Source organism: Bacillus sp. RO1 (assembly GCF_012524115.1).
GTDB lineage: Bacteria > Bacillota > Bacilli > Bacillales > Bacillaceae_I > Sutcliffiella_A.
Genome location: NZ_JAAZWB010000089.1, coordinates 89707 through 105717 on the forward strand (window position 1 = coordinate 89707; position 16011 = coordinate 105717).

A 16011-nucleotide genomic window follows, 5' to 3' on the forward strand; every position below is an offset into this window, starting at 1 on the left:
TCACTCATTATACCACCATGACCTTAAAGGTAAATAGGGTACTTCCAGGTACCTACCTCACTTTAAAGTGCGTACTTACAATATTAAACAACTACCTTCATAATAAGAACTCGAAAGGATTCCTAATGGCGCCAACAGGAAATCTGAAACATATGAAGGAGGCTTTTAAGATGAATTCACAAGCAGTTTCTATAGATCATCCTAAAACAAACAGAAAAAATAGTACGTTAGCATTGTTAGCTTTAGCAATTAGTGCTTTTGGAATTGGAACCACTGAATTCGTTCCCGTTGGCTTATTGTCAACAATCTCTAATGATTTAAACATCTCCATCACACTGGCTGGATTATTAATATCGGGTTATGCAATGGGTGTTGCTGTAGGAGCACCAGTACTAACGGCACTGACAAATAAAATGAATCGCAAAACACTACTCATCTCACTTATGGTTGTATTTATTATTGGTAATACGGTAGCAGCATTATCCAACAGTTATGAACTACTATTGGTAGCACGGTTTATCACCGCATTCTCACACGGAATTTTCTTTTCAATAGGGGCAACAATCGCTGCAGATCTTGTTCCTGCTGACAAAAGGGCCAGCGCCATTGCTTTGATGTTTACAGGATTGACTGTGGCGACAGTAACAGGTGTACCACTAGGAACCTTTATTGGACAAATGTTTGGCTGGAGAGCAACGTTTTGGGGTGTTGCTTTGTTGGGAGTGATTGGAGCAGTAGCAAGTGCAATTCTAATTCCGCGCAATTTAAAAGAGGCACCACCATCAACGTTACGCGAGCAACTTGATGTGTTGAAAAACAGTAAACTTTTGATGGCCTTTGCGATAACCGCTTTAGGATATGGTGGGACTTTCGTGGCATTCACTTACTTGACACCACTTTTAGAAACCGTTACAGGATTTAGTGCAAAGTGGGTAAGTGGTATCTTACTTGTTTATGGAATCGCTGTTGCAGTAGGGAATGTAATTGGGGGTAAAGCATCAGATAAGAACCCCTTGAAGGCACTAATGTGGATGTTTATGATGCAAGCTGTCATTTTGGTTGTGTTGACATTTGCAGCACCATTTAAAGTTGTAGGGCTGATCGTGATTTTCTTAATGGGGATGTTTGCATTTATGAATGTACCTGGACTTCAGGTGTTGGTCGTGAATCTTGCAGAAAAATATGTACCTTCTGCAGTAAACGTGGCTTCTGCGCTCAATATTGCAGCATTTAACGTAGGGATAGCGATTGGATCGTTGTTAGGTGGTATTATTGTGGTTTCTATAGGTCTGATCCATACTCCATGGATTGGGGGAGTCATGGTGATGGGGGCAGTTGGGTTGACGTTTAAATTAATGAAAATGGAAGGGAAAACTGCTCATTGATGGGCGGTTTTTTCTTTTTTATGAGGGGAAGTGCTATTATTTGCACCACAGAACAAATGTTCGTATAATATAAATATAGGTAATTAGATCTACAGGAGAGGAAGGGGAATATATGAAGCAGATGCCAAGTAGAAAAATCACCTTAGACCTCCCGGAAATAATTAAAATGTATGAAGAAGGACTGAGTACCAGTGAGATTGCAAAGGCAGGGAATGTATCAAGCCGAAGAATTACACAAATTCTAAAGAAGAATAATGTGGAACTGCGTCCAAGGGGACATTGGAAAAGGAAATATCATTTAAATGAGGATTATTTCAAGTGCTGGTCACCGAACATGGCATATATATTAGGCTTTTTTTAGCGGATGGAGTAGTAAGTGGAGAAGGACAAACAGTAAGTTTTGCACAAAAGGAAATTGAAATTCTTGATGAAATAAGACATGAAATGAAATCTAATCATCCAATTGGGGAATATAAAAATGGGGTATATTTCCTTAATATAAACAGCAAAATTATTAAAGATGACCTGATGAATATACATGGTTTAACACCAAACAAATCTAAAACGGTTAAATTTCCTTATGTACCAGAAGAATATATGCATCATTTTATAAGAGGTTATTTTGATGGGGATGGTAGTATATATAAAAAAGGAAATATGATAAACTTTGTTGGAGGTTCATATTCCTTTATTTTAGAGTTAAGAGATATACTCGAAGACAAAGGATTCGACCCAATAATTACGAGCAAAGATAATCACTTCAGAATTTACATAAGCGGCAAAAAGACCATAAAACAATTTGGAGACTGGATATACAATGATAAAAAATTATATCTGAAAAGAAAGTTTGATATTTACAATAAAGAAGAGTTATCAGCTGAACAGTTAATAAACAAAGCGCCAAAAAAACCTACTAAGCAAAGAGTATTCCTTAAAGAGTTAAAGTTTTACAACTCTATAGAAAAAGCACGTTTACATGCAAATATTTCTGTTGAGCAGTTAGAGAATTGGATTAAAACTGATGATCGATTTGCAAATATTAAAATCATAACAAAAATATAAATACTTGAGAGCAGAGGAGTAACTTAATACTCCTCTAATCTTTTATTTTCTTCGGGGTCTACATAATATGTATTATAGGAAGTTATAGAAAAAACGTTATTTTGTATCAAAAACTAAGTAAACTTATGATAGTGAGACAAAAAAACAAAAAAAAAGATATAATCCCTTAGTTTAATTATTTTTACCTAATTTGCATTAGAATAATTATTTTTCATCATTATATTAGATCTACAACCTAAAACTAAACTGAGTTTGTCTGGCTGATAAGGATTTTTATTGTTTTATTTTTGATAAATGGTCTCTATTGAATTGTTTATAGATCTGATAATGCAGTTGTCTCTTTTTATTAGTGAGTTTACATAACATTATTACCGCAATAAAATAATGACTTTGTCCCTTCATTGCTGTCCAAATTTTATTTAGAAGAATTATTCCTAAAGCGTATTAACTCTAAAAAGATGCAATAAGATGTTAGAAATCCCTTTCTGTGGAGGTGTTTCTTTGGAAAAGCACATGCATGAATTCTTTCTTCACCGTGCCATAGACTTGGCTCTTCAAAATGTTAAAGAAAATGGCGGTCCATTCGGTGCCGTTATCACTAAGAACAATCAAATCATTGCTGAAGGTGTCAACAGAGTTACCAGTAACCTTGATCCAACAGCACATGCTGAAGTTATGGCTATACGGAAAGCTTGTCATAACTTACAAACCTTTGAACTTAGAGATTGCGTACTTTATAGCAGCTGTGAACCCTGTCCGATGTGTCTTGGAGCTATTTATTGGTCTCGTATTCCAACCGTATATTTTGCTGCAGATCGAAATGATGCTGCCTCCATTCATTTTGATGACGAGTTTATTTATCGTGAAGTTCAACTTGATCCTGCAAATCGAACCCTCCCCTTTATTCATTTACCATTAGTAAACTCCTTGCAACCTTTTATTAATTGGAGTAAAAAAGTTGATCGGACTCATTATTGAAAAACAACGCCACATTGTTATGGCGTTGTTTTTTATTAATTCTTAATGGGTTGCTGTTGAATTATTTTTAGGACATCTTTCGTAGAAATAACTTCGGCAAACTCATTGTGTAGTGCGGAAAGTGCGTGACGATGGACATCTTCTGCTGATAGCTTCAAACCATCAAAGGAAACAGTCTCATATGCTGCAGTTGCGTCACTACAAACATATGTTCTGTAACCGAGATTTCCAGCCATTCTTACTGTAGTGGATATGCAATGATTGGAGGTCAAACCAATTACAATCAATGTTTGGTACCCATTTTTCTTTAGATAGCTGTCCAATTGTGTTCCTATAAAACAACTGTTTACGTTCTTTCGGATAAAATATTCGTCTTCCAACGGCTCAAATCCTGGTTTCAAAGCAAACCCAGGGTTGCTGGGATGAAGTTTAGAATTTGGATCTTGAGATACATGTTGAACGTGTATGATAGGAAGCTCTTTTTGTCTCCACGCTTTCATCAGTTCTAGCATTCTATCTTCAGCATCTAGATTATTGCGTTGGCCCCATGCTGGATCGTCAAACCCTTTTTGAACATCTACAACTAGTAATACTGGCTTCATAATGCATCCCCTCTCTTTCCCCACTATTCTATTAGATGTTTGTAATCGATATGCTTAGAGATAAACATTGAGTATTGTTACTTTGAGTATTGTTTTTACCATATTATATCAGATATTGTTTATCTGCTGTTTCAGAAACAATTTTTTACTGGAGAGTCTGGAAATGTTGGGACTGGTTCTATCATTTATTCGTGACCTTCTACCATAAAACTGCGACCTTCTACATTTCCCGGATTTGCTTCTACATTTCCCACACAATCTTCTACCTCTAAATTAAGATCTTCTACAATTTTAATATTTTTGCTCACCATAAGTTTACATAATAAAAATCTAGTAAACCGATTAATAACCTTCCTGCCAACCATTCTACGCATTTCACTAACATACAACAAAACAAACCCAAAAAAACCGCCCCTCCACGTAAAAAATCCTACGCAGAAAAGCGGTCTCAACTAACTTTATCCTATTTTTCCTTACTTTCTACTTCCTCTTCCGTCTCTACCCACATCTTCACTACATCTCCTGCTTCCTGTTGATCCAGGACGAAGGATCCGTTTGAATAGCGGTCATTGTTGCGGTAAGAGGCAGCTGCAAGCTTCTCCACCATGCCTTTTTCCGTTTGTACATAAATGAAGCTTGAAGGCTCCACAAGATCAACTGCTGCTATCTGGTGTGGATTATTTTTAACTTCTCGAAGCATAACTAGCCCACGTTTAGCACGTGTAGCTTTATCAAACTCGGTAATTTTCAACTTCTTCACCGCACCGCGATGGGTGGCGATAAACAGCATGGCTTTGGATTCCTTTTCGAATACTAAGCCGCTTACAACAAAGTCATTATCTTTCAAGTTTATACCTTTCACACCGGCTGCACGGGCGCCGACGACATTAATTTCCTCTTCGGTAAACCATAGTCCATACCCGCTTCGCGTTGCCAAAAAGATATCCTGATTGCCATCTGTAAGGTGAACATCTACTACCTGGTCATCACCTTTAAGGTTTACGGCCATCAGTGGCTTAGAGTAGCGTTGTGCTTTGTACGCGCTCAACTCTGTTTTCTTGACCATTCCGTTACGTGTTACGAACAACAAGAATTTAGGATCCTCGAAATTGCTGACAGGTATTGCTTTTATGATGGACTCATCTCGGTCTATTGGAACAATATTTGCTACATGTTGGCCCATATCCTTCCAGCGGATGTCAGGAAGTTCATGGACTGGCAGGAACAAATAATTACCCTTGTTGGTGAACAATAGCAACGTTTGGGTTGTATTAATGTCCAATTTGGAGATAATTCTGTCCGTTTCTTTCATTCCAAAATCTTGTCCATTGGAAGCGGAGAAAGAACGTAAGCTTGTACGCTTTACGTATCCGTCCTTTGTAACGGTAACGATGACGTCTTCTGAAGGAATCATTACTTCCAGGTTGATTTTGAGTTCTTCAATCTGATCCTGAATTTTAGAACGACGCTCATTTGTATAGAGTTTCTTCACGCGTTTTAAATCGGACTTAATAACTGAAAGTAACTTTTTCTCGCTTGCTAGAATTGCTTCTAACTCAGCAACTTTTTTAGCTAATTCATCTGCTTCTGCCTGCAAAGCTGTAATATCCGTATTGGTTAAACGGTAAAGCTGCAAGGAAACAATAGCTTCCGCTTGCGGTTCTGTAAAAGTGAACTTGGCAATCAAGTTATCTTTTGCATCGCGTTTGTCTTTGGAAGCACGGATGGTAGCAATTACTTCGTCTAAAATAGAGAGTGCTTTCATTAAGCCTTCTACAACGTGTTGGCGTTCTTTTGCTCTATTTAACTCAAAACGTGAACGGTTTGAGATTACTTCTTTCTGGTGATCTATGTATGCATCCAAAAAGTGTGGCAATCCCATTAATGTCGGGCGCTTTTTATAGATGGCAACCATGTTGAAGTTGAAAGTGATTTGCAGATCTGTATTTTTATAAAGATAATTTAAAATACCATTGGCATCTGCTTCTTTTTTTAGTTCAATAACAACACGAAGGCCTGTGCGGTCGGTTTCGTCACGAACTTCTGCAATGCCATCCACCTTTTTGTCATAGCGAAGTTCATCAAATTTCTTAACGAGATTCGCTTTGTTCACTTCATATGGAACTTCTGTGATAATAATCTGTTGCTTTCCGCCACGGATGTCTTCCACTTCAGCCAACCCGCGAACGATGATCTTGCCTTTTCCAGTTTCGTAGGCTTTTTTGATTCCTTCTACTCCTTGAATGATCCCTCCAGTAGGGAAATCCGGTCCTTTGACAGCAGTCATAAGTTCATCCACTGTCACAGAAGGATTATCGATACGCATGATAGTTGCATCAATGACTTCTCCAAGATGGTGTGGAGGAATATCCGTTGCATATCCGGCAGATATTCCTGTAGAGCCATTTACTAATAGATTTGGATACATGGCAGGAAGAACAACAGGTTCCTGAGATGTATCATCAAAGTTAGGAATAAATTCTACTGTTTTTTTATCAAGATCACGTAAAAGCTCAGATGCGATTGGTGATAATCTTGCTTCCGTGTAACGCATTGCCGCTGGTGGGTCGCCATCGATGCTACCGTTGTTACCATGCATCTCGATTAGCATATTTCGTACCTTCCAGTCCTGACTCATACGGACCATAGCATCATACACAGAGGAATCTCCATGTGGATGATAGTTACCGATTACGTTACCGACTGTTTTTGCAGATTTACGGAATGGTTTATCATGTACGTTTCCTTCTGCGTACATGGCATATAAAATTCGTCGTTGTACTGGTTTAAGTCCATCACGTGCATCTGGTAGTGCACGTTCCTGGATAATATATTTACTGTAACGTCCAAATCGGTCGCCTAAAACTTCCTCTAGGGGTAAGTCGTGAAATTTCTCTATCTGTGTCATCTGTTATACCTCCTCTGCTGCGACCAACAAGTTATCATTTTCAAGTATATTAGGGTCCTCTTCCAAACCAAAAGCAACATGGCTTTCTATCCATTTTCGTCTTGGTTCTACTTTGTCCCCCATTAGTGTGGTTACACGACGCTCAGCACGGGCTGCATCGTCTATTCGTACGCGTATTAAGGTACGAGTATCTGGGTTCATGGTTGTTTCCCACAATTGATCTGCGTTCATTTCCCCAAGACCTTTATAACGTTGGATGGTATAGCCGCGACCAATCTTCTGGATAGCTCCTTGCAATTCTTCATCAGACCAAGCGTATTCCAATACTTCTTTTTTCCCGGTCCCCTTGCTTACTTTGTAAAGAGGTGGAAGAGCGATAAATACTTTTCCAGCTTCAATAAGCGGCTTCATGTAGCGATAAAAGAAGGTCAATAATAACACTTGAATATGCGCACCATCTGTATCGGCATCGGTCATGATTACCACTTTATCGTAGTTGATGTCTTCCACTGAAAAGTCCGGTCCAACGCCACCGCCTATTGCATGGATAATCGTATTAATCTCTTCGTTTTTAAAAATGTCTGCAAGCTTGGCTTTTTCGGTATTGATAACTTTTCCTCGAAGTGGCAAGACTGCTTGGAAACGGCGATCACGGCCTTGTTTAGCCGAACCTCCTGCAGAGTCACCCTCTACCAGGTAAATTTCATTTTTCTGAGGATTGCGTGATTGTGCTGGAGTCAATTTACCGCTAAGCATCGCATCAGATCGTTTTCTCTTTTTCCCGCTCCGGGCATCCTCTCTTGCTTTTCGAGCCGCTTCTCTAGCTTGGAAAGCTTTAATGGATTTTTTCACAAGCATCGAACTTGTTTCTGGATTTTCCTCCAGGAAGTAGGCAAGATGTTCAGACACCACACTATCTACCGCAGAACGTGCCTCACTTGTGCCAAGTTTCCCTTTTGTTTGCCCTTCAAACTGCAAGAGTTCCTCTGGGATGCGAACGGAAATAATAGCAGATAGTCCTTCTCTAATGTCTGACCCATCTAAATTTTTGTCTTTTTCCTTTAGAAGATTCACTTTTCTAGCGTATTCGTTAAAAATACGGGTCATAGCTGTTTTAGCACCAGCTTCATGTGTCCCGCCATCTTTCGTCCTCACGTTATTAACAAAAGACAAGATGGTTTCTGAATATCCATCATTGAATTGAAAAGCGAAATCTATCTCAATACCGTTTTGGGCACCTTCAAAGGAAACAACATTATGAAGCGAATCCTTTTCCTCATTCAGGTAAGTAACAAATGCCTCAATCCCGCTTTCATAATGAAATATCTCTTTTACGGAATTTCTTTCATCATTCAGCTCTATTTTTAGTCCCTTTAACAAAAAGGCAGATTCTCTTAGACGCTCACATAATGTCTCAAAGTTATATGTTGTGGTGCTAAAGATAGTTGTATCAGGCTTGAAATGGATAGTTGTACCTGTTTGATTGGTTGTCCCAATCTTTTCAAGTGTTGTAACTGGCTTACCTCCATTTTCAAAACGTTGCTCGTATACAATACCGTCCCGCTTGATCGTTACAGTCAACCATTCGGATAATGCATTGACGACTGAAGCACCTACACCATGTAGTCCTCCACTCGTTTTGTATCCGCCTTGACCAAACTTTCCACCTGCATGTAATACCGTTAAAATTACTTCGGGGGTAGGTTTTCCCATTTTATGCATTCCGGTAGGCATTCCACGGCCCTTATCCTTCACGCTAATGCTGTTATCTTTATGTATTGTCACAATGATATGATCCCCGTATCCACCCAACGCTTCGTCGACGGAATTATCAAGGATTTCGTATACTAGGTGATGAAGACCTCTGCTGTCCGTGCTTCCAATGTACATACCAGGACGTTTACGTACAGCTTCAAGACCTTCCAATACCTGTATCGCATCATCGTTATATTCAATCGTATTTTTTGCCACCAAAACATACCCCTTTCACTACTACTACCAATAAATCACGTTATGTATGAATTCCTTTTATCTATACGGATTTGTCGTTTGTTCACAACAAATATTCGTTTATATATTATCATACATTTGAAACTTGTCTATGTTCTATTGTATAGGGTTCTTAGACTTTAGCCAATATAATCTGGCGTAAATTGTCATATAATGAATAAAAATCCTTGTTTTTTCTACAAAAACAAGGACGAATTTGACCTATTTGGTTAATGCGTGTTCCACTTTAATGCATCGATCCATAATGACAGTATAGCCCTTTTCTTTCAACAGTTCATATGTCTTTTCATCAGCAAGCCCGAGTTGTGCCCAATAAACGTCTGCATCTACTTGTAAAAATTCCTCAGCAACTCCATATAAATGCTCAGAACGACGGAAAACATTGACAATATCTATATGCCCTTCCACTTCTTTTAAAGTTGAAACAGCCTTCACTCCAAGGACTTCGTCTACAGTAGGATTAACAGGAATAATCTCATATCCTGCATCCTGCATCGCTTTTGAAACCATATAGGATGTACGAGCAGGATTATCAGACAATCCAACTACAGCAATCCGCTTGCTCTTTTTTAATATCTTTCCGATTTCTTCTCTGCTAGGAATATTCATATTTTTGTCCCCTTTACTATTTTTTTAAGTTAATTCTTACTGTTATACCCGTTTAGTCTAGTTTTAACAACTAATAATAACCTGATATTAGTACTTACTCATAAAAAATTCGCTATAATTGCAATAAACCCTTTGCATCCTGTTAAATTTAACATATATTAAAGATAGGGATTATTACATAAAGGGGTTTAATGAATGACTGAACTACTAATTATTATACTTGCATACCTTATCGGTTCCATCCCTTTCGCACTTATTGTGGGAAAAGTAGGCTATGGAATCGACATCCGTGAACACGGAAGCGGGAATTTAGGCGGTACAAACACGTTTCGGACATTGGGTGTAAAGGCAGGAATGATTGTAACGATATGCGACATCTTAAAAGGGACACTCGCTGCTTCTTTGCCTATCTTACTTGGAGCTGACATTCATCCGCTTCTTGCTGGTGCCTGTGCCGTTATCGGACATGTTTATCCGATTTTTGCAAAATTCAAAGGCGGTAAAGCAGTAGCAACCTCTGGTGGAGTTCTGTTGTTCGCCAGTCCGCTTCTGTTCGGCTTAATGTTATTCTGCTTTTTTCTTTTCTTATTTTTGACGAAGTATGTATCTCTATCATCTATGCTTACTGGAATAGTCACCACCATATATAGCATTGCTTTTGGAGATCTTCCATTAATTATTGCGGTGTCCCTACTTACGGCATTTGTGATTTTTAAGCATCGGGCTAATATCGGCCGAATCATCCAGAAAACGGAGCCAAAGATCACTTGGTTAAGTTTAAAAAAGAAGAAGGTATCATAGAGCATTCGAGTTTTCTCGGATGCTTTTTATATGTCATTAATGCTTTGTTACCACTTCTTTTACAGCTTTTTTCACCTCATCATCCCATACTACATGTTTTTCAAAAGTTCCCTCTTCAAAAAATAGTGGAAACCTTTTCTTGAACCAGTCTTGCATAGGGAGATCTAAGGCCTCCGATATTGCTACCCATTTTAATTCTCCTTCAGGTGGAGATGGTAAGAGTTGTCCGCTGAACGTATATGTCACATAGTTAAACACCATATATCTCTCATTTTCCATCTCATTTACATATTCATCTAAACCTTTATAAACTAAGTTACTAACTTCCAATCCAGTTTCTTCAAGAACTTCTCTTATTGCACCTTCTGTAAGACTTTCAGGAAATTCTACTTTCCCGCCTGGGCCTATATAGCCTGGAAACCCTTTATGGGAAGGTCTATTAATTAATAGGACTTTATCTCCGTCCACCACAAGACACATCGTGTACATGCTGATCTTAGTCATTTTATTTTTCTCCGCTATCTTTATTTTCCAATAGTTCTATGATTCTTTTATTTTGCTTGACCATTTGCCCAAGATAAGAAATGATCGTTCCTAACCCAATAGCAATACCTATTAGTAATACTGTATTAATCATTTATTTTCCCCCTTTGAAAGCCATTATTTAGAAGGAGCCACAAGCTCTACTTTAATCCGGTCAGGATCTTCAAAAAATGCCGCATAGTAGTTTTCCCCGCCTGCATATGGATGTTTGTCCGTATATAGCATATTTACTCCACGTGCCTTTAGTTTTTCACATAATTCGTCAATCTGTTCCCGGGATGCTGCATGAAATGCAAGATGATTGAGGCCTACTCTGCACCGATGATAAGGAACATCGAGAAACCTTTCTTCCGTTTGCACAAAAACTATGTATGTATTTTCTATTTTCCAACTTTGGCCACTTTTCCACTCTTGATAGGGCATATACCCCAGTTCATCGAGAAGCCACCCCCAGAATTCTTTCGTTTTCTTCAAGTCCGACACGTACAATTCTATATGATGTAGCATTCCTGTCATGAACTAACACCTTCCACTTGTGAAATAGTGATATTTGGCCATAATGCCTGCCAATTTTTTTGTTTCAACCGATTTTCATAAATGCGGGCATGCTCTGCTGTTTTTTTATAGAGCGGTGTAGGCTTTACCAGTAAGTTGATAAGATCTTGAATTCCACAAGGAGCAGCTAATTGCAATTGATTGTCTTGGTCTAATTTAATCCCTATTGCTGTGGCCGTTTCTGGAAACTTAGACATTGCTTCCGTAGAATTAGCATATGGCGGCAAATTATTAATGACGTGCATCCTTGCTTGGTTTTTAACGGACCAGGGTTCAACCGGGCATAGTTCTAGCAGTCTTTTTTCAAGCTGCTTTTCCTTTTCCTCTGATACATCACTTTTATCATAATAAATAACATCTATGTCCGGCAAAGGAGTTCTATTATAATGACCGTGTAATGTATCCCACACCTTTGTTCTGACAAATCCAGCACATACCCACCAATCAGGAAGATTAAGGGCTTTTGCCGCTCTCAATATATCCATCATCCATTCATCTGATTCAATAAGATTTAGTAAATCTTTTTCAGTTTGTAACAAGAAAAATGTCTCCTTTTACGGTATGCGAACATATATTCTTATTATACAAAAGAAAGCACTATTTTAGCAAGACTTTCCAATCAGACGTTTGTTTTATCAACTGCACTCCCTTGTCAATGGAAGTTTCGATATAGCCAATGATCATTTCCATCGTAAAAACTTGCAAAGGCTCGCTTGTTTGTTTTAGCATCATATCCTGTTCGACGTAAGGGATAAAAGATGAAACCTGCGTAATGGACACTTCCTCTAATTCTACAGGCTGTGCTGCTCCTGAAATCCCCTTTAATAAATCATGGTTCGTCTGATAATGACTCATCAATTTAAAATTTAAGAGCTTAAAGTCATTATGATATCTTTCTAATAAAGTAGGATCGTTTTCCAACCTGTTTTTTAACCATGGTAAAAAGAACCCCTTTAGCCAAATATCATCTGCTATCAGGTGTGTATAATATCCAAGTATATAGGGGTTGTCTTTGTACGTATTGTATTTATGTAAAAAAGCTTGATAATCTATTGACCTAGTGTAATCGTTTGGATTCCCTACATAGAAATGGGAAAAATCCTTAGGAGCAACAGCATCAGGTGCAACGGCTCCTAAAATGAATGAAGAAGGATCCGCTACTCCGATCCGTAAAGAAATTTCATCTGCAATAATGGTGTGCATTAATCGAGAACCCATTTCCTACTTCCCGCCAAGATGCTTCGTGCAATTATATAGTTCGCATTCCCACATTCCTTCGCGAACTTTAACGGTGGAAACAGAGGTATTCTCAAGATGATCTTCCATCTTAAGGTCTTTCACCAATTCTCTTAATACATGTCTAATATAAGATCCATGACTAACCACTAGTACATTCTGACCTTTATGTTTTTCTGTTACCTCTTCAATGAATGAAAGGGCTCGTTTTATTACCATTTCCCTCGGTTCTATACCTAAGTCGAGGTCTCGCCAGTCTTCTCCCCATTTTTCAATTCGTTCAGGTTCTGTCGTTCCTTCAATTTGACCACCATTCACTTCCTGAAGTCTAGTGTCTAAAAATACCTCTTCAACTTGCAGGTTCCTTGCCACAATTTCAGCGGTTTGCATGGCTCTTACTAGATCACTAGAGTAAATAACATCCCAATCTTCATTCTTTATTCTATCTGCCAAACTTTCTGCATCCTTAATCCCATCTTGATCAAGTGGAATATTAGAACTCCCTTGTGCTCTTCGCTCCTTATTCCAAGCCGTACTACCGTGTCGGATAAATCCTAGTTTCGTCATTACAACACGCCCCTTTATAATAAATTGAATGAATTTTTAGTTTAATTTATATTATATGAAATAACAACTTTTTTCACACAAGAAAGAACACCCTAGAAAAGGTGTCCTTATTTAAAATATTTTCTTAGCAATAACGACGAATGGTACTTTCTAATTGGTCTTTAATGCCAGGAAGGTCCTGGGTTGTTACACGCATTTTTACAAACGTCTCATCCATATCCAGCGCCTCTGATAGAAAACTACCAAGACCTCTAACTTTACGATCTACTTGCAAGATCAATTCTACTGAACTTCCATTATTATTGGAAAAGATCATTTCAATTTCATCCAGCTTCCCTCTGAAAGGTCCTGATGTTGGAACAAATTCGAACTCTTGAATGAATGGATAATGAGTTTTCCATCTATAAGGGGCAGCTTCACATTCTACTTTTCTTAAACGAAAACCTAATTGCTCAGCAGCACTCATAATTGTAGAGACTAGTGGAGATGGTTGAACATGGACCACATCTTTATCAGAAGGATCCACTGCATTTTTTATATCTAACCCTGTTTGTAACCACACTTTTGTGTTGCCCATACTTACAGGTGTTTCATATGGCAATGTCAAGGTAAAAGGAATTTCTTTCTTTTCATTAACACCAATCACAAACGAATCCACGATTTTCTTTTTTTCTAGAACTGCTTGTTTATGGACCTTCGTATCATTTGATTCTTTTATATAGTTAGTTAATAAAGTTAAGTAAATTTCATCAATCTTCTGCTCAATAGAACCACCAGTGATTTCTACAATACCTTTAATTTCCTCACCAGCTACAAAACTTGATTCAGCCAATTTAGTATCTACCTTTGCTGCTCCAATTCCTACACTAGCTAATGCCTTGTTAAAAAAAGACATCCCTACTCCTCCATTCAACATAAAAATTTTATAAGTCTCTAATACTACGATTGTAATAAAGAAAAGGTTTCAAAAAGAAAAATTATCTAATTTTCAGAATAAAAGATGTACACCCAATACTTTTATCGTGTAAAATTACACTAACTTATATAAAAGGAGGCCACTAATTTGAAGAGATTTATACTTGTAGCTTGGAATGTAGTGACCGGTTTATTTGTTTTATTACTAACCTTATGGTTGGCAGGACCAGGTATCTCAGAAACAGAAACTTCACAATACAATCTATGGTATTTACTTATACTCGGCATTTGGATTATCGGTCTGGGCTTGCAATTTAAAAATAAGTATAAGGCCATGGGTATTATCTTAACTCTATTTCCCTTGATGTTTTATCTAGTCATTACCTTTAGAGCTATAGTTTACTAGGTTTGAGCAATTATGTAAGCATAGAGATTGTTATTCAAGATTAGTTAGTTCCATTAACCAACAATCTCTATAATCTCCTTCATGTAAAATATGCTCACGTAATATTTTTATCTTTTTAAACCCACATTTTTCATAGCATTTAATGGCTCTTCCATTGGATGTCATCGGGTCCATAACTATCCTAGTGGCCTCTTTTTGTGTTTTTAAGTAATTTACCATGGAGGAAATGAGCTGGGTTCCTATTCCTTTGTTCCAGTAATTTGAATCGCCTATAAACTGATCTAAGCCATAAACCCTCTCCATCTCAAAGTATTCTGCTAATGTGCTAGTAGCCTTATTAATTGGATAATATTGAATAAAACCAATGTCTTTTCCTTGATAGACCACCATACACCTAGATACTTCATCGTCTCTATTGAAGAATTTTCTTATAATTTCTTCCATGTTAAATATTACATCTCGCCCCTCATAGAACTCCAATACTTTTGGGTTGGACAACCATTTTAATAAATGTTTTTCATCCCTGCCTTGTTGCAGTTTCCTTATAAGTAATTCTTTTTTATGATAGTTCATTTTAACGCCTACCCTTGCCCATAAGTCTTCCTAAACCAATAATGAATTTCTTGTTCTATGCATTCTAGCAGTTCCTTATCAGGGTTTATATGCTTCGCTCTAAAATAAAGGGACTTCATGAAATTATTCACGTTAACCTTACTATGGTAAAAAGGCAATGTTTGTCCGTGATTTACCTGTCCCTCGTTCAAAATAGTTGAGAGAGCTTTTATCCAATTTATAAGAATGTGTTTCTCCATCCCTTTTTCTAACAGGGCTTCTATAGCAAAAATAAGCCGCTCGTCTTCCTCATCTTGGTACACTACATCCTTTAGAAGGCAAATTTCTATGGATTTAAGCACTTCAGCAAGTATACTCATATGAAAATGTGTGTGACTTACCAGAGCCGTCAACATGTCAGCTCCATGAGCGATACTGTGCGCCCATCCCTTATTTTCAACAAATCCGCGGGTATCTTTTTCTCTATCTAGATATTCTAATATTGCTGTCTTTATTTCCTGCACCTTTTTAGCATCAAGAAGTGTCCCATCGTCGTTCGCTAAAATTAGTGCAACAACCAAAGAAGAGAAGGATCGGGTAAAAACAGAGTCCCCTTTTTCTTCCCCGATTTTATAAAAAAGATGCTCCTCATCCAAACATATTTCTAACATTTTAAGCAACTTAGATTGCGGGATGAATCCACCATTAATCAATTTAGCAAAGGTAGTGTAAATCAAATCATCACGAAGAGTCGGATCAATTGTGCCGATGTGCTTCATCATGGAATCTATTAATTTGTCACAATAAGTTGTATCTTCTAGTATCTTTTTATCCTCAATTGTTAAAAGTTCATGCTTAAGGGTTTCTACTTCAAAAATCATG

Annotated in this window: 19 protein-coding genes; 6 read left to right on the forward strand and 13 right to left on the reverse strand. The window is 37.8% G+C overall.

Translation table 11 applies throughout. The features are described from left to right. The first annotated feature begins 170 nt into the window (after positions 1-170). From HC179_RS19160 to HC179_RS19170, 4 genes are all read left to right on the forward strand, one after another. Positions 171-1385, forward strand: a complete 1215-nt coding sequence (locus tag HC179_RS19160) for an MFS transporter (RefSeq protein ID WP_168865802.1) — start codon at positions 171-173, stop codon at positions 1383-1385. A 112-nt stretch (positions 1386-1497) separates the two neighbouring features. After that, complete coding sequence (locus HC179_RS21105; RefSeq protein WP_240948590.1) at positions 1498-1746, forward strand: helix-turn-helix domain-containing protein; 249 nt, start codon at positions 1498-1500, stop codon at positions 1744-1746. After that, the gene (locus HC179_RS19165; RefSeq protein WP_346775165.1) at positions 1704-2447 is read left to right on the forward strand and encodes an LAGLIDADG family homing endonuclease; all 744 of its coding nucleotides are present in this window, start codon (positions 1704-1706) and stop codon (positions 2445-2447) included. The genes HC179_RS21105 and HC179_RS19165 overlap by 43 nt, the downstream gene beginning before the upstream one ends. Positions 2448-2960: 513 nt before the next feature. Next, on the forward strand, positions 2961-3425 hold the full coding sequence (locus HC179_RS19170; protein ID WP_168865886.1) for a nucleoside deaminase: 465 nt from the start codon (positions 2961-2963) through the stop codon (positions 3423-3425). A 35-nt stretch (positions 3426-3460) separates the two neighbouring features. On the opposite strand, the gene HC179_RS19175 is transcribed toward HC179_RS19170, so the two are convergent. From HC179_RS19175 to HC179_RS19190, 4 genes are all read right to left on the reverse strand, one after another. After that, positions 3461-4027 carry a cysteine hydrolase family protein gene (locus tag HC179_RS19175; protein ID WP_168865803.1) on the reverse strand — a complete coding sequence of 189 codons (567 nt, stop codon included), beginning with the start codon at positions 4025-4027 and terminating at the stop codon, positions 3461-3463. A gap of 463 nt (positions 4028-4490) precedes the next feature. After that, a complete protein-coding gene (parC, locus tag HC179_RS19180; protein ID WP_168865804.1) occupies positions 4491-6935 on the reverse strand; it encodes a DNA topoisomerase IV subunit A in 2445 nt (814 codons plus the stop codon). A 3-nt stretch (positions 6936-6938) separates the two neighbouring features. Next, entirely contained in the window at positions 6939-8909 is a 1971-nt protein-coding gene (gene parE, locus HC179_RS19185; RefSeq protein ID WP_205825395.1) for a DNA topoisomerase IV subunit B, read from the reverse strand. A 237-nt stretch (positions 8910-9146) separates the two neighbouring features. After that, on the reverse strand, positions 9147-9554 hold the full coding sequence (locus HC179_RS19190) for a CoA-binding protein (RefSeq protein WP_168865806.1): 408 nt from the start codon (positions 9552-9554) through the stop codon (positions 9147-9149). 195 nt (positions 9555-9749) lie between these two features. On the opposite strand from HC179_RS19190, the gene plsY reads away from it, so the two are divergent. Then, positions 9750-10355 (forward strand): glycerol-3-phosphate 1-O-acyltransferase PlsY, encoded by a 606-nt coding sequence (plsY, locus tag HC179_RS19195; protein ID WP_168865807.1) that lies wholly within the window; start codon positions 9750-9752, stop codon positions 10353-10355. 36 nt (positions 10356-10391) lie between these two features. On the opposite strand, the gene HC179_RS19200 is transcribed toward plsY, so the two are convergent. The 7 genes from HC179_RS19200 to HC179_RS19225 form a co-directional block, all read right to left on the reverse strand. Beyond that, complete coding sequence (locus tag HC179_RS19200; RefSeq protein WP_168865808.1) at positions 10392-10859, reverse strand: 8-oxo-dGTP diphosphatase; 468 nt, start codon at positions 10857-10859, stop codon at positions 10392-10394. Between the two features lies 1 nt (position 10860). Further along, entirely contained in the window at positions 10861-10992 is a 132-nt protein-coding gene (locus HC179_RS21235; RefSeq protein ID WP_277351332.1) for a hypothetical protein, read from the reverse strand. A 23-nt stretch (positions 10993-11015) separates the two neighbouring features. Beyond that, positions 11016-11414, reverse strand: coding sequence for a VOC family protein (locus HC179_RS19205; RefSeq protein ID WP_168865809.1), 399 nt, complete (start codon positions 11412-11414; stop codon positions 11016-11018). After that, a complete protein-coding gene (locus HC179_RS19210; protein ID WP_168865887.1) occupies positions 11411-11941 on the reverse strand; it encodes a nucleotidyltransferase family protein in 531 nt (176 codons plus the stop codon). The genes HC179_RS19205 and HC179_RS19210 overlap by 4 nt, the downstream gene beginning before the upstream one ends. A 109-nt stretch (positions 11942-12050) precedes the next feature. Beyond that, positions 12051-12671, reverse strand: a complete 621-nt coding sequence (locus HC179_RS19215) for a zinc dependent phospholipase C family protein (RefSeq protein ID WP_168865810.1) — start codon at positions 12669-12671, stop codon at positions 12051-12053. Between the two features lie 3 nt (positions 12672-12674). After that, positions 12675-13256 carry a histidine phosphatase family protein gene (locus HC179_RS19220; RefSeq protein WP_168865811.1) on the reverse strand — a complete coding sequence of 194 codons (582 nt, stop codon included), beginning with the start codon at positions 13254-13256 and terminating at the stop codon, positions 12675-12677. A 124-nt stretch (positions 13257-13380) separates the two neighbouring features. Beyond that, positions 13381-14151, reverse strand: a complete 771-nt coding sequence (locus HC179_RS19225) for a sporulation protein (RefSeq protein WP_168865812.1) — start codon at positions 14149-14151, stop codon at positions 13381-13383. A gap of 168 nt (positions 14152-14319) precedes the next feature. On the opposite strand from HC179_RS19225, the gene HC179_RS19230 reads away from it, so the two are divergent. After that, complete coding sequence (locus HC179_RS19230; protein WP_168865813.1) at positions 14320-14577, forward strand: hypothetical protein; 258 nt, start codon at positions 14320-14322, stop codon at positions 14575-14577. 30 nt (positions 14578-14607) lie between these two features. On the opposite strand, the gene HC179_RS19235 is transcribed toward HC179_RS19230, so the two are convergent. Then, positions 14608-15150 (reverse strand): GNAT family N-acetyltransferase, encoded by a 543-nt coding sequence (locus HC179_RS19235; RefSeq protein ID WP_168865814.1) that lies wholly within the window; start codon positions 15148-15150, stop codon positions 14608-14610. An 8-nt stretch (positions 15151-15158) separates the two neighbouring features. After that, positions 15159-16010 carry a DUF2785 domain-containing protein gene (locus HC179_RS19240; protein ID WP_168865815.1) on the reverse strand — a complete coding sequence of 284 codons (852 nt, stop codon included), beginning with the start codon at positions 16008-16010 and terminating at the stop codon, positions 15159-15161. Position 16011 lies beyond the last annotated feature (1 nt).